Here is an 18,125-nt window from a genome sequence, read left to right as displayed (position 1 = left end):
CATGGCGAAGGGCAACGGCAAGACCGGACCGCAATCCAGGCCCGTGAACCTCGCGCTCCAGGGCGGCGGCTCGCACGGCGCCTTCACCTGGGGCGTCCTCGACCGCCTGCTGGAGGACGACCGCATCGCCTTCGATGCCGTTTCCGGCACATCCGCCGGTGCGATGAATGCCGTCGCTCTGGCCGACGGCTGGGTGCGTGGCGGCCGCGAGGGCGCGCGCGAACGCCTCGGTGCCTTCTGGCGCGCCGTCGGCATGAAGGGGCGCTTCTCGCCTTTCCAGCGCACGCCGTGGGACATGCTGCTGGGCAACTGGTCGGTCGCCAACAATCCCGCCTACATGGTCTTCGATTTCATGTCGCGCATGGTCTCGCCGGCCATGGCCAATCCGCTTGGCATCAATCCGCTGCGCGAGGTCGTCGAAACCGAGATCGACTTCGACAACGTCCGCGCCTGCGAGAGCATGACCCTGTTCATCTCCGCGACCAGCGTCCAGACAGGCCAGTTGAAGGTCTTCACCGACGGCCACATCGATGCCGACACGGTGATGGCGTCGGCCTGCCTGCCCACCATCTTCCAGCCGGTGCGGATCGGCGACGAGGACTACTGGGACGGCGGCTATGGCGGCAATCCGGCGCTGTTTCCCTTCTTCTATACCAACACCACCGACGACGTCCTGCTCGTGCAGATCAATCCGATCCGCCGCGCCGAGACGCCGGCGACCGCGCGCGAGATCCAGAACCGTATCGAGGAAATCACCTTCAATGCCGCCCTGTTGCGCGAGTTCCGCGCCATCGCCTTCGTCAAGAAGCTGATCGAGAACGGCAACATCAGCCACCAGCACTACCGCGACATCCGCATGCACCGCATCGATGCCGACGAGGCGCTGGCCGGCCTGTCGGCCGATTCCAAGATTTCCGCCGAGTGGGAATTCCTCAAGTACATGCGCGATCTCGGACGCGCCGCCGCCGAGGACTGGCTGGAAGAGGATTTCCGCCATGTCGGCCACCGTGCCGGCATCGACCTCTCCGGCGAACTCGACCCGGCCATGGCGCCCGTTCCCCGGCACGGTCTTGGCCGCCGCGTGCGCGATTTCATGGCCGCGCGCCGGCAGCCGCATCACTGATCGGGGGAAATGGCGAAGGGAAAGCCGGTCAGGCGGCGGCCGAAAGCGCCGCCATCTGCATCGCCAGGAAGCGCTCCAGCGCCTCTTCGCGTTCACGGCCGCCCTTCACCCGCATCTTCATGCCTTCCAGCCAGTCGGAAAGTTGCGTCGCCAGCACCGCGCCATCCAGCGGCGCCCGGGCCCCGGCTTCCTCGTAGACCGGAGCCAGCAGCGCGATCTTGCGCGCTTTCCAGTCGTCGAGCCAGCCGGACGACAGGCCGCCCTTCATGTCGATGAGTTCCGCCCCGTGCGGCGTCGCCTCCATCTGGCCCATCATGTCCAGGATACCCCTGGTGATCGCCGCGCCGATCCGTGCCTTCGGCGAACCGTCCTGGTTCAGCGCCGCCTGCATCACGTCCAGCGACTGGTCCAGCATGGCGGTCGCGCCGGCTTCGTAAATTGCCTGCTTGTTGCGAAAGAACTGGTAGAGTGCAGGCCGTGACATGCCCGCTGCCTGGGCGATGTCGTCCATGGTTACGCGCGAGAAGCCATAGGCCATGAACTGACCGATGGCCGAATGCAGGATCGTTTCGCGCTTGTCTGTCTGTGCGGCCGGAATCATGGGCACAGCATAAGCATCATCGCGTGCATTGACAATCTGACATTTTGACGAATAATGTCAGAACGTGAAACGGAGGATCGCTCCATGCAACTGACGGTCAATGGCAAGACGGTCGAGGTCGACGTCGAACCGGACATGCCCCTGCTCTGGGTCCTTCGCGACGAACTGGGGCTGACAGGCACGAAATACGGCTGCGGCATCGCCCAGTGCGGCGCCTGCACGGTGCATGTCGGCGGCATGCCGGTACGCGCCTGCCAGATGGCAGCCGCCGATGTCGATGGCGATATCGTCACCATCGAGGGGCTTGGTACGCCGGAGGCATTGCACGCCGTCCAGGCAGCGTGGATCGAGCACCAGGTCGTCCAGTGCGGCTATTGCCAGTCCGGCCAGATCATGGCCGCAGCCGCCCTGCTGGACAGCAATCCCGAACCATCAGACGAGGATATCGACGCCGTCATGTCGGCCAATCTTTGCCGCTGCGGCACCTACCCGCGCATTCGCGAAGCGGTGAAAACCGCTGCCACCAAGCTCCAGGGAGCCTGATCCATGGGACGCATCGCGACAATCACCCGCCGCACGCTTCTCGTTGGCGCCGTCGCCGTGGCAGGCGGCGTCGCCTTCGGCACCTGGCGTTATCGCACGCCCTACGCCAATCCCCTGCTGGACGGACTGGGCGAGCGCGAGGCGGCCATCACGCCCTACGTCAGGATCGATGCCGACGGCGTCACGCTCATCACCCCGCGCGCCGACAAGGGCCAGGGGGTGTACCATGTCCAGGCGGCGCTACTGGCCGAGGAACTCGACGTCGATCTCGACCAGGTCCGCGTCGATCCCGGCCCGCCGTCGAAGGCCTATTGGAACACCGCGCTTGCCGAGGAAGCGGCCGATTTCATGGTCCCCTCGGCCGGCATGATGCAGGAGGCTGCAACGGTTGGTCTCTCTGCGGTCATGAAGTTCATCGGCCTGCAGATCACCGGCGGATCGACCACCGTGCCGGATCAGTTCGAGAAACTCCGCCGGGCCGGCGCCGTGGCGCGCGAGACCCTGAAAGCCGCCGCGGCAAAGCAGGCCGGCGTGTCCGTCGCCCGGTTGAAGACAGAGCGTGGCGAGGTCATCCTGCCCGACGGCTCGCGCGTGACCTATGTCGAACTGGCGCCTATCGCCGCGACCATCGAACCGGTCAATGACGTCGCCCTGCGCGATCCGTCGCAATGGCGCCTGATCGGCAAGCCGATGCAGCGCATCGACATGGTGGCCAAGTGCACCGGCACCCAGGTCTACGGCATCGACGAGAGCATCGACGGCATGGTCCACGCCACTGTGCTGCTGAACCCGGCCCAGCGCGGGCCGATCAACGGCTTTGACGCCTCGGCCGCCGGGAAAATGCGCGGTGTGAAGGCGGTTGTCCCGGTGACCGGCGGCGTCGGCATCGTCGCCGACAACACCTGGCGGGCGTTCCAGGCGGCGAAGGCCGTGAAGGCCGACTGGGGCAAGACGGCCTTTCCGGACACCATGGACGGACACTGGAAAGCGCTCGCCGATTCCTTCGTCAGCGACCGCCAGGACAGCCGCAACCGCGACGACGGCAATGTCGAGACGGCGATTGCCGAAAGTGCCCCGGTCGAGGCGGAATATCGCGCGCCCTACCTCGCCCATGCGCCGCTGGAGCCGATCAGCGCGATCGTCCGCGTCGGCGACGACGGCGTCGACGTCTGGACAGGCACGCAGATCCCCCGCTTCACCCAGGCCAACGTGGCGAAGATCACCGGCGTGGACTCGGAGAAGGTCCGGGTTCACGTCTACATGATGGGTGGCAGCTTCGGGCATCGCCTGGAAGACGAGGTGGTCAAGCAGGCCGCCGAGATCGCTGTGCAGATGAAGGGCACACCGGTCAAGCTGACCTATTCGCGCGAACAGGACATGACCCATGACTTTCCGCGCCAGATCGCCATGGCGCGCCTGCGCGGCACGGTGAAGGACGGCAAGGTGGAAACCATGGACCTCGGCATTGCCATGCCCTCGGTCATGGCCAGCCAGATGTCGCGCCAGGGCCTGTCCACCGCCGGACCCGACAACCAGATCGTGGCCGGCGCTTGGGATCAGCCGTTTGCCATTCCCAACCAGCGCATCACCGGCTATCGCACACCGGATCTCGCGCCGATCAGTTCGTGGCGCTCGGTCGGTGCCTCGTCCAACGGCTTCTTCTACAATGCCGCGCTGGACGAACTGGTCGAGGCAGCCGGTGCCGACCCGATGCAGGAGCGGCTGCGGCTGTGCAACGATCCGCTTGCCCGCAAGGTGCTCGAGGCCGTGGCCGGAATGTCGAACTGGACCAGTGCCAGACCCGGCGAAAAACGCGGGCGCGGCGTGGCCCTCACGAAGTCGTTTGGCGTCCATTGCGCCGAGGTGGTCGAGGTCACGGACACGCCGAACGGCATTCGCATCGACAAGGCCTGGGTGGCCGCCGAGGTCGGCACGGTCGTCGATCCGGTCAATTTCGACAACCTCGTCAAGGGCGGCGTCATCTTCGGCCTCGCCCACGCCATGAACTGCGAGATCACCTATACCGGCGGCATCGCCGACCAGACCAATTTCCACGCCTTCGAGGGGCTGCGGTTCTACCAGTGCCCCGAAATCGAGGTACGCGGACTGGAAAACGGCAGTCGCGTCCATGGCATCGGCGAACCGCCGGTGCCTCCTGCCGCCCCGGCGCTGGCCGGGGCCATTTTCGCGGCAACCGGAACGAGGCTTCGGGAAATGCCATTCAACAAGTTCGTCGATTTCGCGTGAGGCCGGCCATGAAAACCACTGTCATCGCCGCAGTTTCGCTGCTCATCGCCGCCACCGCGCCGGCATTGGCCGCCGGACAGGCAGCCACCATCGACCCGCCAGCCGAAGGCTCGGTGTCGGCCAGCGACGGCCTTGCCGCCTTCGACCGGATCTACGAAGTGGTCACGCATCCCCGTTGCGCCAATTGCCATGTCGGCCAGGAGGGCATTCCCATGTGGTCCGGCCCGTCCTACGGCAAGACCCGTGCGCATGGCATGAACGTCCGTGCCGGCGAAAGCCGCATCGGGATCGAGGCGCTGGCCTGTTCCTCCTGCCATACCAAGCTGTCGGAGGATCGCGAGGGCGCCAATGACCTGCCTCACGCAGCGCCGCGGGTGAACGCCTTCTGGCGCCTCGCCCCGGCGGAATTCGTCTGGTTCGGCCAGTCGAAGGACGAGATCTGTGCGCAACTCTCCGATCCCGATCGCACCGGCGGGCGCGACGCCGTCGGCCTGGCGCGCCACCTGGTCGAGGATGCCGAGCACGGCGGGTTCATCGGATGGGGCTGGAAACCGGGCGGAAACCGCGAGCCGGCTCCCTACACGCTTCAGGATCACGTCAACGACATCCTCGCCTGGGGTGCGGCCGGCACGCCCTGCCCCGGCCGGTGAGGTTCCCGGCAGCGCGATGGCGTGCATGATCCGCCGCGACCGGCGGTTCGTACCCTCGTAACCATGGCGCGACTTCGCACTGTGGCAACAGAAGTGTGATCGCCCCCGCACCTTTTGTGCGGCGCACAAGCATGCTATGGAGACGGGCTTGCGCAGGCCCTTGCCGATGAGCGCTCCCGCATAGCCTCGGGAACGCCACCGAAACGCCGCGAACAGGGCGCAGGAAAAGGCCGCAACGGACGGGAACCCATGTCACGATTTTCATTTCACAGGATCGCCGCCTTTGTCGTCCTGGCGGCCTCTGCGGCCTGGGTGCTGACCGGCGAATTCTCCTCCGTCGGCTCTGCGGCCAATGACCCGTCCGGCGAAACCGCAAAACCGGCCGCATCGGGGCCCGCGCCCGCGAAGACCCCGCAGCGCGACCTGAAGACGGTCGCCGTCATCGACCCGCCCTTCATCGACCATCGTCGCGCCATCCGGATCGCCGGCCAGACCATGGCCGACAAGCAGACCGCCATCGCCACCCGTGCTGCCGGCATCATCACCGCCCTGCCGGTCGCCCAGGGCGATCATGTCAGCGAGGGCGACGTCATTCTCTCGCTCGACAGCGAGGGCAAGGCCGCTGCCGTCGAATCCGCCAGGGCCGTTCTGGAACAGCGCCAGAAGGAATTCGAGGCCGCCGAACGCCTCGCCAACAAGGGCAGCCTTCCCAAGCTGCAGCTTGACAATTCCCGCTCCGCCCTCGCCACGGCCCGCACGCAGCTCGAGGTCGCCCAGGCCGAGCTCGCGCGCTTTGAACTGCGCGCGCCCTTTTCTGGCGTCATCGACAAGGTCTCCGTCGAACTCGGCAGTTCCGTCCAGCAGGGCGCCCCGGTGGCCACCCTGCTGTCGCTCGATCCGATCGTCGCCGCCGGCGAGATTTCAGAGCGTGACCTTGGCTACGTCAAGCTGGGCGACAAGGCCGACGTCCGGCTGATCTCCGGCGACACGGTGGAGGGGACGATCCGCTACATCTCCCGCCAGGCCAACGCCGCCACCCGCACCTTTCCCGTCGAGATCGCCATCCCCAATGCCGACGGCCGCATCCCGGCAGGCATGACCGCCGAGATCACGCTCAGGACCGACCCCGTCAGGGCGGTGAAGCTGCCGCGCTCGGTCGTCACGCTGTCCGATGCCGGCGACCTCGGCGTCCGCATCGCCACCGCCGACGACAAGGCGGCCTTCGTCCCGATCGACCTGATCGACGACACGCCCGAAGGCCTCGTTCTGGCCGGTGTGCCCGCTGATGCGCGCATCATCGTTGCCGGGCAGGACCTCGTCACCGATGGCGAGAAGGTTCATGCCGTGCCCGCCGACATGGACACGCTGCGCCGTCTCGTCGGCAGCCGCGCGATCAACTGACGGGAACACCTCATGGGCTTTGTCGGCTACGCCATCCGCAATGCGCGCCTGACCATCTCGGTTCTGCTCTTCCTGCTGGCGGCGGGAGCGATGGCCTATATCGCCATCCCGAAGGAAGCCGAACCCGACATCCAGATTCCCATCATCTACGTCTCGCTGAGCTACCAGGGCATCTCGCCGGAGGATTCCGAGCGCCTGCTGCTGCGGCCGGTCGAGACCCGGCTGAAGAGCATCACGGGCATCAAGGAGATGCGCTCCACCGCCTACCAGGGCGGCGGCAACGTCATCGTCGAGTTCCAGGCCGGCGCCAACCTCGACAAGGCGCTCGTCGATGTCCGCAACAAGGTCAACGACGCCAAGCCCGACCTTCCCTCCGGCGCTGACGAGCCCAGCGTCAACGAGGTCAACATTTCGGAATTCCCGGTTCTCGTCGTCACCCTTTCGGGCGATGTGCCGGAACGCGCCCTGACTGCCGCCGCCCGCGAACTGCGCGACAGGATCGAGGAAGTGACCGGCGTCCTCAATGCCGACCTGCGCGGCGCCCGCGACGACCTGGTCGAGGTCATCATCGATCCCGTCAAGCTGTCCTCCTACGGGCTGCGGCTCGACCAGATGATCGCCGGCGTCAACGCCAACAACTCGCTGGTCGCCGCCGGCCAGTTGCAGGGCGACGAGGGCAAGTATGCCGTCAAGGTTCCCTCGCTCATCGAGACGGTGGAAGACGTCGCCAACCTGCCCATCGTGGCCGGGCCGAACGCGGTCGTCCGTGCCCAGGACCTCGCTACCATCCGCTCCACCTTCAAGGACGCGACCACCATTACCCGGCTGAACGGCAAGCCGGCCATCGCCATCGAGGTCTCCAAGCGCACCGGTGCCAACCTGGTGGAAACGGTGGACGCGGTGAAGACCGTGGCGACCAGCTTCAAAAAACTGTTGCCGCCCGGCGCCGAGATCGCCTTCAGCCAGGACAAGTCGACGACGATCCGCCAGCTCCTGGGAGACCTGCAGAACTCGGTGCTGACCGCCGTCATCCTGGTCTTCATCGTCATCCTCTACGCGCTGTCCGGCCGCGCCTCGATGCTGATCGGCCTCGCCATCCCGGCCTCCTTCCTGATGGGCATTCTCGGCCTTTCGCTGGCCGGGCTGACGGTCAACATCGTCGTCCTGTTCAGCCTCATCCTGGCCGTCGGCATGCTGGTCGACGATGCCATCATCGTCACCGAGTTCGCCGAGCGGCGCATGAGCGAGGGCATGGGCAAGCAGGAGGCCTTCGCCATGGCCGCCCAGCGCATGGCGGGCCCCGTCGTCGCCTCCACCATGACCCGCATCGCCGCCTTCTCGCCGCTGCTGTTCTGGCCGGGCACCGTCGGCGAGTTCATGAAATACATGCCGATCACCCTGATCGCCACGCTGTCGGCCTCGCTGGTCTACGCGCTGATCTTCACGCCCACGCTGGGCGCCATGATCGCCAGGCCGGTTAAGGAGGAAGGGCCCGGCCGCGACGGCCTCTACATGTGGACGGTCAAGCGCGCCATCCGCCATCCGTTCCTGGTGATGATCACCGCCGTCGGCCTGCTCGTCGCCGTGCCCATGGCCTACGGCAAATACGGCTCCGGCGTGGAATTCTTCCCCTCCGTCGAGCCGGAATACGGCCTGCTCTATGTGCATGCGCGCGGCAACCTGTCACTGGAAGAGCAGGACGCGGCCACCCGTGAGGCGGAGAAGCGGATCCTCGGCTGGCCGGGGATCAAGACCGTCTACACCCGCGTCGGCTCCGTCCAGGGCGGCGGGGGCGCACAGGTCGCCGAGGATGTCGTCGGCGTGATCCAGTACGAGTTCATCGACTGGCGCGAGCGCAAGCCGGCCACCGACATCCTGGCGGATCTGCGCGTGGCCATGCGCGGCATCCCCGGCGTCGACATCGAGGTATCCGTGCCGCAGGCCGGCCCGCCCACCGGCAAGGCCATCCAGCTTCGCCTGTCGGCCGACAATCCGGCCGGGCTGAACGATGCCGCCCGCGAGGTCGCCGCCATGCTGAAGACGGTGCCCGACACGATCGACATTTCCGACGGCCTGCCCTCCCCCGGCATTGACTGGGAACTGCAGGTCGACCGCACGCTGGCCGCCCGCTACGGCGTCGGCCCCGCCTCGGTCGGCACCGTCGTCCAGCTCGTCACCACCGGCCTGAAACTGTCGGATTACCGCCCCGCCGGCGCCGACGATTCGGTCGATATCCGCCTGCGCCTGCCGGAGGACCGCCGGACGCTGGCGACGCTCGACCAGTTGCGCATCCAGACCGCGCAGGGCGCCGTGCCGATCTCCAACTTCGTCACCCGCAAGGCGGCCCACCGCACGGGCACGCTCAACCGGATCGACGGCACCCGCACCGTCACCGTCCAGGCCAACATCACCGAGGGCGTGCAGGCCGACAAGGTGCGCCAGGCCGTCGTCGCCAAGATGGACGGGCTGGACCTGGCCAGCCGCGGCATCCGCTGGAAGCTGGCCGGCGAGGACGAGGAGCAGAAGGCCGCCGGCGAGTTCCTCACCAAGGCGTTCGGCGCCGCCATGGCGCTGATCTTCACCGTGCTGCTGGCCCAGTTCAACCGCTTCCTGTCGGTCGGCCTTGTCTTGACGGCCGTGATCATGTCCACCATCGGCGTCCTGCTGGGCCTGTTGATCATGGGCCAGCCCTTCGGCGTCGTCATGACCGGGATCGGCATCATCGCGCTGGCCGGCGTCGTGGTGAACAACAACATCGTGCTCATCGACACCTATGATCACCTGCGCCACGAGCAGGGCATGGACAAGGTGGAAGCCATCATCCAGACCTGCCGCGAGCGCGTGCGCCCGGTCATGCTCACCGCCGTGACGGCCATTCTCGGCGTGCTGCCGATCGCCTTCGGCTGGAACCTGGAACTGATGAACCACGAAACGACCATCGGCGCGCCCTCGACGCAATGGTGGATCTCGCTGTCGTCGGCCATCGTGTTCGGCCTCGCCTTCTCCACGGTGCTGACGCTGATCGTCACCCCGTCGATGCTGATGATCGCCACCCGCTCGCATGATTCCAGCGTCACGGCCTTCTTCCGCTCCCTGCGCCAGCGCCCGCTGCGCTTCACGCTGGCCGTGCTTGCCACGCTGGGCCTCTGGGCCGGCGCTGGCCTGGCCGTGGCGGCCGGCTTCGCCGCCTTGCAGGGATCGTCCCGCCTGGCCCTGGCCGCCGGGGCGCTTGCCGTCGCACTCCTCCTGACACGGCTCTTGTGGAAGAACACCAGGGTGCGTCGGTGGCTCGGCCTGCTTCCCGCGCAGGGCGCCGAAGGGGAGGACACCTCGGCCACCGCCGACGATCAGGCGGAAGGCGAAACCGGCGAAGGCCCCATGGAAGCACCCAAGGCGGCAGAATGATCCCGATGGGTCCTTGCCCGGGCCCATCGGCATGAGCCGGCTCTTCCCCGGGAACCAACACGCGCGAAGCGGCGTTTCATTTCCGTTTGAAAACCGGAAAGGGAACACCCGATGTCGCTTGGCACCATTCTCCTCATCATTCTCGTCCTGCTGCTGATCGGTGCCATCCCGGCACGCGGCCGCTTCGGCGTCGCACCGATGGGCATCGTCGGCACGATCCTGCTGATCGTCGTCATCCTGATGCTGCTGGGGCGCATCTGACGCGCTGGCGTCCACGGGCGCCTGGCAACCCGGGTATCGCCGAAGCGCCGGACATGACACTGTCATCGCTTCGCGGCCCCGGAGGTGTGTGATGGAGAAAGTGACGGGCGGTTGCCTGTGTGGCGAGGTACGGATCGAGGCAACGGGACACCCCCACCGTGTCGGGTTGTGCCATTGCATGGATTGCCGCAAGCATCACGGCGCTCTGTTCCATGCCTCCGCGATCTTCCCGCGCGAAGCCGTGACGATCACGGGAGAAACGCGGGACTATGCCGGACGGTTCTTCTGCCCGCGCTGCGGCTCGACCGTGTTCGGCTGCAGTGGCGACGAGGTCGAGGTGAACCTCGGGTCGCTGGATGCTCCGGATCGCTTCCGGCCGACCTACGAACTGTGGACCGTGCGCCGCGAAGCCTGGCTGCCGCCGTTTCCCCTCGCCCATCACTACGAGCGGGACAGGCCGCCCAACGGCAGGCGGGAAGACTGAGGCGGTCCTCGGACAGGCACACGCGGCACCGGCATGACCCGGAAAAAACAGCGGCGGCAGACCTGCCCGGTCCGCCGCCGCTTTTCAAAGGGGCTGTGATGTTACGCGGCCAGCTTCGTCGCGCCATCCAGGTTCTGGGCGGCGATGGCTTCGGCGAGCGCCTTTGCCGGCGGGGTCGTGGGCAGCGGCCCGACGGTCGCTTCCAGGTGCGATCCGTCCAGCGAATGCGCCGTCCGCCACAGGTAGCTCATCTTGATCACCTCGCGCACCACCGGCATGAACAGGCCGGCGAGCTTCAGCACCATCCAGTTCACGTTGGCGCGCTTCAGCTTGCGGCCGCTCGCCGCTTCCGCAGCCGCCTGCATTTCCTCGCCGGTCAGCGTGTGCCCGGCGAAATGAAACCGCTCGAACCGGCCAAGCGTGCCGCGCTTGTCGGCCAGCGCCACGAAGGCCTGCGCCAGGTCCGGCAGATAGGCAAACGCATGCGGCATATCCCAGGGACCGGGCCAGGTGAACGTGTTCTTCTTCAGGTCCTTCAGGATCATCATGTCCATCCAGGTGCCGCCCTTCGGACCGCCGAAGAAGTCGCCGGCGCGCAGGATGATCACCTGCACCCCCTCTTCCCGCGCCGCGCGGGCCAGCCGCTCTTCCATGGCAATGCGGATCCGCGCCTTGCCGGTCGACGGGATCTGCGGGGCATCCTCCGCCACGTCCAGCCCGATCTCGACGCCGAAATTGTAGATATTGCCCGGCAGCATCAGGGTTGCGCCATGCGCCTTCGCGGCCGCGATCGCGTTTTCCATCATCGGCAGGACGGTCATTTCCCACTTGTCATAGGGCGGGTTGGCGGCATGCAGGATGACGTCGGCCCCGGCGGTTGCCGCGGTCAGGCTGGCCCGGTCGAAGGCATCGCCCTGGACCGGCGTGACGCCGGCCGGCATCTCGTGGACCCGCTTGCCGCGCCCGACGGCCTTCACGGTCCAGCCGGCCCGCGCGAAGGCTTCCGATGACGCGTACCCGATGTGTCCGGCGGCGCCGATGATTGCGATGGTTGACATGATTTCGCTCCTTCATCTCTTGATGGGAGAAATCTAATCACGCTATCAATGAATGAAAATTCGCAGAATATGCAGAATGTCTATTCATAAATGTATGGGTTGGCGATGGACGATTTCGACTGGAACCTGATCAAGAGCTTCCTGGCCGTGGCCGAAACCGGTTCGCTCTCGGCCGCCGCGCGGCGCCTGAAGGCCAGCCAGCCCACCCTTGGCCGCCATGTCACGGAACTGGAAGACCGGCTCGGCGTGACCCTGTTCGAACGCATCCCCCGCGGCATGATCCTGACCGACGCCGGCTCGGCCCTGCTGGATCACGCCCGCCGCATCGCTGCCGACACGGCCGCGCTTTCGATGACAGCGACGGGAGCTTCGCAGGAGGTGGCCGGCACGGTGCGCATAGCCGCCAGCCAGATCGTCGCCCACCTTCTCCTGCCGGACATTGTCACGGCCCTGCGCAGGGCCGAACCCGGCTTGCAGGTGGAAATCGTCGCCTCCAACCAGATCCAGAACCTGCTGACGCGCGACGCCGACATCGCCATCCGCATGACCGAACCGGCGCAGGCGGAACTGATTTCGAAGAAGATCGCCGTCGTGGCCATGGGGGCCTTTGCGTCGCCCTCCTACCTGGAAAATGCGCCGCCGCTTCAAGCGCCCGAGGACCTGCTGCATCACGCCATCGTCGGTTACGACCGGGACGACCTGATCATCCAGGGCTTCCAGGCCATGGGCTGGAAGCTCACGCGCGACTTCTTCCCGGTGCGAACCGACGACCAGGTGCTGCACTGGCGGATGGTGGAGGCCGGTGCCGGGATCGGGTTCAACCAGCTTTACGCCGGGCTGCAATCTCCCCGCGTCGTGCGCATCCTGCCTGACCTGCCATTGCCGCCGCTGCACATGCATCTTGCCGTGCACCGCGAATTGCGGACGAGCCTGCGCATCCGCCGCGCATACGACTTCCTAGCCGCGGCGTTGTCGGCCCTGCCGCTGGCCACCGGCGCCTGAACCGCCGCGCCGGCGAGAAGGCGTCAGGCCTCGAAACGCACCAGCAGGTCCTTAGCGTCGATCTGGTCGCCGGCGTGCACGAGCACCTCGGCAATCGTGCCGTCGCGCTCGGCATGGAGCGCCGTCTCCATCTTCATGGCCTCGATGGAGACCAGCACGTCGCCCGCCTTCACCGCCTGGCCGGCTGCGACAGCGATCGTCGAGATGACGCCGGGCATCGGCGCGCCGACATGGGTCTCGTTGCCTGCCTCCGCCTTGGGCCGTGCCTTGGCGGCCGAGGCGCCGTGGATGCGGTCCGGCACCCTGACGCGGCGCGGCTGGCCGTTCAGTTCGAAGAACACCGTGCGCATGCCGGTCTCGTCGGTCTCGCCGATGGCCAGGCACCGGATCACCAGCGTCTTGCCCTTTTCCAGGTCGACGAAGATCTCCTGCTCCGGCTCGATGCCGTAGAAATAGACCGGGGTCGGCAACACGCTGACCGGGCCATAGTCCTCCGACGCCAGGGCGAAATCCGTGAAGACCTTCGGATACATCAGCCACGAGGCAAACTCGAACTCGCTGACGTCGCGGTCGAGCTTTTCCGCCAGTTCCTTGCGCAGCGCGTCGAGGTCGGCGTCCTCCAGCAGCGCGCCGGGGCGGACGGTATAGGCCGCGTCGCCCTTGAGCGCCTTCTTCTGCAGGCCGGCCGGCCATCCCGCGGGCGGCTGGCCGAGATCGCCTTTCAGCATCGAAACGACGGAGTCCGGAAAGGCGATATCCTTGGACGGGTTTTCCACGTCAGCCACCGTCAGGTCCTGGCTGACCATCATCAGCGCCATGTCGCCCACCACCTTGGACGAGGGCGTGACCTTGACGATGTCGCCGAACATCAGGTTGGCATCGTGATAGGCCCGCGCCACCTCGTGCCAGCGCGTTTCCAGCCCCAGCGAACGGGCCTGCTCCTTCAGGTTGGTGAACTGCCCGCCCGGCATTTCGTGCAGGTAGACCTCGGACGCGGGCCCCTTCAGGTCGCTTTCGAAGGCCGCGTACTGGTTGCGCACCGCCTCCCAGTAGAAGGAAATGCGCCGGATCCATTCCGGATCGAGACCGGGGTCGCGCTCCGACCCCTTGAGGGCCTCGACGATGGAGCCGAGGCAGGGCTGAGACGTGTTGCCCGACAGCGCATCCATGGCCGCGTCGACGGCATCGACGCCCGAGTCCACGGCCGCCAGCACCGTCGCCGCCGAGATGCCGGACGTGTCATGGGTGTGGAAATGGATCGGCAGTCCGGTTTCCTCGCGCAGCGCCTTGAACAGCACACGCGCCGCGGCCGGCTTCAGCAGCCCCGCCATGTCCTTGACCGCGATGATATGCGCGCCCGCCGCTTCCAGTTCGCGCGCAAGACCGAGGTAGTATTTCAGGTCGTACTGCGGCCGGCTGCCGTCGAGCAGGTCGCCGGTGTAGCAGATCGTCGCCTCGCACAGCTTGCCTTCCTCGCGGACCGCGTCCATCGACACGCGCATGTTCTCCACCCAGTTCAGGCAGTCGAAGACTCGGAAGAGATCGACGCCGCCGGCAGCAGCCTGGCGAACGAAGTGTTTCACCACGTTGTCGGGATAGTTGGTATAGCCGACACCGTTCGCCCCCCGCAGCAGCATCTGGAGCAGCAGGTTCGGCGCGCCTTCGCGGACCAGCGCCAGCCGCTCCCACGGATCCTCGGTCAGGAAGCGCATGGAAACGTCGAACGTCGCCCCGCCCCAGCATTCCAGCGACAGCAGTTGTGGCAGCGCACGGGCATAGGTCCCGGCGACGCGGGCGATGTCATGCGTCCGCATGCGGGTGGCCAGCAGCGACTGGTGACCGTCGCGCATGGTCGTGTCGGTCATCAGCACCCGCGTTTCGCCGCGCATCCATTCGGCGAACTTCTCCGGTCCGTCGCGGTCCAGCCGCTGCTTGGTCCCCTCCGGTACGTCGCCGCCGATGAAGGGAACGATCGGCGCCGCCGCGTCCGCCTTGGGTTCGGGGCGCCCGCGCGCCTCGGGGTGCCCGTTGACCGAAACGTCGGCGAGATAGTTGAGCAGCTTGGTGGCGCGGTCCCGCCGTTTCACCTGGTCGAACAGCTCCGGCGTGTTGTCGATGAACTTGGTGGTGTAGGAATTGTCGCGGAACTTCGGATGCCCGATGATGGCTTCCAGGAACGTCAGGTTGGTCGCGACGCCGCGGATGCGGAACTCGCGCAGCGCGCGATCCATGCGCAGGATCGCCTCCTCCGGCGTCGGCGCCCAGGCCGTCACCTTTTCCAGCAGCGGATCGTAGTAGCGCGTGATCACCGCACCCGAATAGGCGGTGCCGCCGTCCAGCCGGATCCCGAACCCGGTCGCGCCGCGATAGGCGGTGATCCGCCCGTAGTCGGGGATGAAGTTCTGCTCCGGGTCTTCTGTCGTGATGCGGCACTGCAGGGCATGGCCGTTGAGCCAGATGTTTTCCTGCGCCGGAACGCCGGAGGCCGGTGTCCCGATGGCCGCGCCCTCGAGGATGTGGATCTGCGCCTTGACGATATCGATCCCGGTGACCTCCTCGGTCACCGTGTGTTCCACCTGGATGCGCGGGTTCACTTCGATGAAGTAGAACGCGCCGGTGTCCGCATCCATCAGGAATTCGACCGTCCCTGCGCCAACGTAATCGGTCGCACCGGCGATCTTCAGCGCGTAGCCGGGCAGTTCCTTCCGCTTGGCGTCGTCGAGGTAGGGCGCCGGAGCGCGTTCAACGACCTTCTGGTTGCGCCGCTGGATGGAGCAGTCACGCTCGAACAGGTGGACCGCATTGCCATGCGTGTCGCCGAGCACCTGGACTTCCACGTGACGGGCCCGTTCGACGAGTTTCTCGAGGTAGACCTCGTCCTTGCCGAAGGCGGCCTTGGCTTCCCGCTTGGCTTCCGTCACCTCGCGCGCAAGGTCCTTTTCCGAGCGGATGACGCGCATGCCGCGTCCGCCACCGCCCCAGGATGCCTTGAGCATGACCGGAAAGCCGACCGCCTCCGCCATGGCACGGACCTGGTCCATGTCGTCCGGCAAGGGTTCCGTCGCCGGCACGACCGGCACGCCGATCTCGACGGCAAGGTTGCGTGCCGCCACCTTGTTGCCGAGCCGCCGCATGGTATCGGGCCGCGGCCCGATGAAGATGATGCCGTTGTCGGCGCAGGCCTCGGCGAATTCCGGGCTTTCGGAAAGCAGGCCGTAGCCGGGATGGATCGCGTCGGCGCCGGAGAGCTTTGCCACCCGGATGACCTCGTCGATCGACAGGTAGGCCTCGATGGGTCCGAGTTCGCGCTCAAGGTGCGGGCCGCGGCCGATCTGGTAGCTCTCGTCGGCCTTGAACCGGTGCAGCGAATACTTGTCCTCCTCGGCCCAGATCGCGACGGTTTTCATGCCCAGTTCGTTGGCCGCGCGGAATACGCGGATGGCGATTTCGGACCGGTTGGCGACGAGAATCTTGCGGATGGCCAAGGCGAAGCTCTCCGTTTAAATCGGTTGAAGTCTGCATTTTATAACGCAGGCCGTGCTGCAATGCAAAACGATCGTTAAGTCGTAGAGTTCTTTGCCGGAGAATGCCAGAGCCAAAATCGGGCCCCGTCCAAATGTTGGATCCTGCCGGCAGCCGGCAATAAAAAACCCGGCCCCGCGAAGGGGCCGGGTCTTGTCGATCAGGTGACCGGGTCGATCACTTCATCTGGTTGTACTTGCCGTCATGCCATTCGTAGAACACGTAGCCCGGCAGCGTCACGTCGCCCTTGTCGTCGAAGGACAGTTCGCCGAGAACCGTGTTGAACTTGCCCTCGTTCAGCGCCTTGGTGACGGCGTCGAAGTCGGTCGAACCGGCGGCCTTCACGGCGTCGGCCCAGGTCTGGATGGCAGCATAGGTGTAGAGCACGTAGCCCTCGGTGGTCTTGCCGGCAGCTTCCAGCTTGTCCACCACGGCCTTGGCTTCCGGGTAACCGCGCGGATCCGGCGAGAAGGTCATCAGCGTGCCTTCGCCGGCATCGCCGGTGATCGCCCAGTACTCGTCGGTCACCAGCGCGTCACCGGAGACCAGCTGCAGGTCCATGCCCTGCTCCTTGGCCTGGCGGGCCATCAGGCCGGCCTCGGTGTGGTAGCCACCGACGTAGAGAACGCCGATGCCTTCGGCCTTGAGCTTGGAGATGAGCGCCGAGTAGTCCTTTTCACCGGCCGTGTAGGCTTCGTAAAGGGCCGGCTTGCCGCCGTTGGCTTCGAAAGCCGCCATCGTCGCATCGGCGAGACCCTTGCCGTAGGCGGTCTTGTCGTGGATGAAGGCGATCTTCTTGTCGGCAAAGTGGTCCATCAGGTACTTGCCGGCAACTTCGCCCTGCTGGTCATCGCGGCCGCAGACGCGGTAGATGCCCGGGCCGGGGCGCTCGTCGGTGAACTTCGGGTTGGTCGAGGCCGGCGAGATCTGCACGATGCCTTCGTCCGCGTACACGGCCGACGCCGGGATCGAGGAACCCGAGCAGAAGTGACCGGCCACGAAGACGACGCCCTCGCCGGCGAACTGGTTCGCAACGGCAACGGCCTGCTTCGGATCGCAGGCATCGTCGCCGACCTGCAGCTTCAGCATTTCGCCGTTCACGCCGCCGGCGGCATTGATGTCGGCCACGGCCTGTTCGGCACCGGTCTTCATCTGTTCGCCGAAGGACGCGTACTGGCCGGTCATCGGACCCGCGGTCGCGATGATAATGTCGGCCAGGACCGGAGTGGAAAACGCAAAGCTGAGCGCGACGCCAGCAAGAAGTGCTTTTTTCATGATGACTCCCATTTGCACCCTTGAAAGTTTTACGGCCGGCGCGGCGGGTGATGGTCCGGCTGCCGGCTGTGCGGATTGCCCGTCCGCTTGAGAGGCATCAAAGCCCAAAACGGAAAGGAAATAAAGCGTTCTGCCAAACTGTTTTTGCTTCTTTTTTCATCAGGATTAACCCGATAGGCAGAACGGGTCGTCAGCGCCGCCGCCAGGCAAAAGGCCCGCTGCGGTCGAATGTGAACCGGTATTGTTCGGCCATCTGGCCCGCGCGGGTGTAGCGGTAGCCGCCATAGCCGATGATCGCCAGGACGATCAGGTCGACCATGTAGTACCACGGCGCGATCAGGCTACCCTGGAAGAGCGAGAAGTGGATGAAACGAACTGCCGCAGCCAGCAGCAGGATGTACAGCCCGAAGCTCGCCATCGGTTTCCAGGTGTTGGCCACGGCGCGCCCGGTCATCCAGGCAGCCCCGCCGCCCAGCACGCAGGTGACCACGAAGAATTCGAAGAAGGTGACTTCCCAGAGCAGCGATGGTGTGTGTTCCATGGTGTTCCCCTC

At 66.2% G+C, this 18,125-nt stretch carries 13 protein-coding genes and 1 pseudogene; 9 read left to right on the top strand and 5 right to left on the bottom strand.

Going from position 1 to position 18,125, the window contains the following annotated elements; translation table 11 throughout:
* Nucleotide 1 precedes the first annotated feature (1 nt).
* Complete coding sequence (locus tag CSC94_RS15780; RefSeq protein WP_099307328.1) at nt 2–1,123, top strand: patatin-like phospholipase family protein; 1,122 nt, start codon at nt 2–4, stop codon at nt 1,121–1,123.
* A gap of 28 nt (nt 1,124–1,151) precedes the next feature.
* Here CSC94_RS15780 and CSC94_RS15775 read toward each other — a convergent pair whose 3' ends face one another.
* Nucleotides 1,152–1,724 (bottom strand): TetR/AcrR family transcriptional regulator, encoded by a 573-nt coding sequence (locus CSC94_RS15775; RefSeq protein ID WP_099307327.1) that lies wholly within the window; start codon nt 1,722–1,724, stop codon nt 1,152–1,154.
* A gap of 84 nt (nt 1,725–1,808) precedes the next feature.
* On the opposite strand from CSC94_RS15775, the gene CSC94_RS15770 reads away from it, so the two are divergent.
* The 7 genes and pseudogenes from CSC94_RS15770 to CSC94_RS15740 all read left to right on the top strand — a co-directional run bounded on the left by CSC94_RS15770 (nt 1,809) and on the right by CSC94_RS15740 (nt 10,715).
* Nucleotides 1,809–2,267, top strand: a complete 459-nt coding sequence (locus CSC94_RS15770; RefSeq protein WP_099307326.1) for a (2Fe-2S)-binding protein — start codon at nt 1,809–1,811, stop codon at nt 2,265–2,267.
* Nucleotides 2,268–2,270: 3 nt separating this feature from the next.
* Nucleotides 2,271–4,514 (top strand): xanthine dehydrogenase family protein molybdopterin-binding subunit, encoded by a 2,244-nt coding sequence (locus CSC94_RS15765; RefSeq protein WP_099307325.1) that lies wholly within the window; start codon nt 2,271–2,273, stop codon nt 4,512–4,514.
* Nucleotides 4,515–4,522: 8 nt separating this feature from the next.
* On the top strand, nt 4,523–5,164 hold the full coding sequence (locus CSC94_RS15760) for a hypothetical protein (RefSeq protein ID WP_099307324.1): 642 nt from the start codon (nt 4,523–4,525) through the stop codon (nt 5,162–5,164).
* A gap of 249 nt (nt 5,165–5,413) precedes the next feature.
* Nucleotides 5,414–6,565 carry an efflux RND transporter periplasmic adaptor subunit gene (locus CSC94_RS15755; RefSeq protein ID WP_099307323.1) on the top strand — a complete coding sequence of 384 codons (1,152 nt, stop codon included), beginning with the start codon at nt 5,414–5,416 and terminating at the stop codon, nt 6,563–6,565.
* A gap of 12 nt (nt 6,566–6,577) precedes the next feature.
* Nucleotides 6,578–9,625 (top strand): annotated as a pseudogene (locus tag CSC94_RS15750) (efflux RND transporter permease subunit); the annotation flags it as partial.
* 456 nt (nt 9,626–10,081) lie between these two features.
* Nucleotides 10,082–10,231 (top strand): DUF3309 family protein, encoded by a 150-nt coding sequence (locus CSC94_RS15745; RefSeq protein ID WP_099307321.1) that lies wholly within the window; start codon nt 10,082–10,084, stop codon nt 10,229–10,231.
* 91 nt (nt 10,232–10,322) lie between these two features.
* On the top strand, nt 10,323–10,715 hold the full coding sequence (locus CSC94_RS15740) for a GFA family protein (RefSeq protein WP_099307320.1): 393 nt from the start codon (nt 10,323–10,325) through the stop codon (nt 10,713–10,715).
* Between the two features lie 101 nt (nt 10,716–10,816).
* Here CSC94_RS15740 and CSC94_RS15735 read toward each other — a convergent pair whose 3' ends face one another.
* Nucleotides 10,817–11,773, bottom strand: coding sequence for an NmrA family NAD(P)-binding protein (locus CSC94_RS15735; RefSeq protein ID WP_099307319.1), 957 nt, complete (start codon nt 11,771–11,773; stop codon nt 10,817–10,819).
* Nucleotides 11,774–11,878: 105 nt separating this feature from the next.
* Here CSC94_RS15735 and CSC94_RS15730 point away from each other — a divergent pair, with 105 nt between their 5' ends.
* Entirely contained in the window at nt 11,879–12,775 is an 897-nt protein-coding gene (locus tag CSC94_RS15730) for a LysR family transcriptional regulator (protein ID WP_099307420.1), read from the top strand.
* A gap of 23 nt (nt 12,776–12,798) precedes the next feature.
* Here the strand turns inward: CSC94_RS15730 and pyc are convergent, their stop codons facing one another.
* The 3 genes from pyc to CSC94_RS15715 all read right to left on the bottom strand — a co-directional run bounded on the left by pyc (nt 12,799) and on the right by CSC94_RS15715 (nt 18,113).
* Nucleotides 12,799–16,260 (bottom strand): pyruvate carboxylase, encoded by a 3,462-nt coding sequence (gene pyc / locus CSC94_RS15725; protein ID WP_099307318.1) that lies wholly within the window; start codon nt 16,258–16,260, stop codon nt 12,799–12,801.
* A 214-nt stretch (nt 16,261–16,474) separates the two neighbouring features.
* The gene (locus CSC94_RS15720) at nt 16,475–17,572 is read right to left on the bottom strand and encodes a branched-chain amino acid ABC transporter substrate-binding protein (protein WP_099307317.1); all 1,098 of its coding nucleotides are present in this window, start codon (nt 17,570–17,572) and stop codon (nt 16,475–16,477) included.
* A 190-nt stretch (nt 17,573–17,762) separates the two neighbouring features.
* Entirely contained in the window at nt 17,763–18,113 is a 351-nt protein-coding gene (locus tag CSC94_RS15715) for a DUF6867 family protein (RefSeq protein WP_099307316.1), read from the bottom strand.
* Nucleotides 18,114–18,125: the final 12 nt, after the last annotated feature.

Origin of the sequence: Zhengella mangrovi (assembly GCF_002727065.1) — a bacterium.
Classification (GTDB): Bacteria; Pseudomonadota; Alphaproteobacteria; order Rhizobiales; family Rhizobiaceae; genus Zhengella; species Zhengella mangrovi.
Note: the sequence above shows the minus strand (reverse complement) of the source record. Positions and strands in the feature narration are given on the sequence as shown.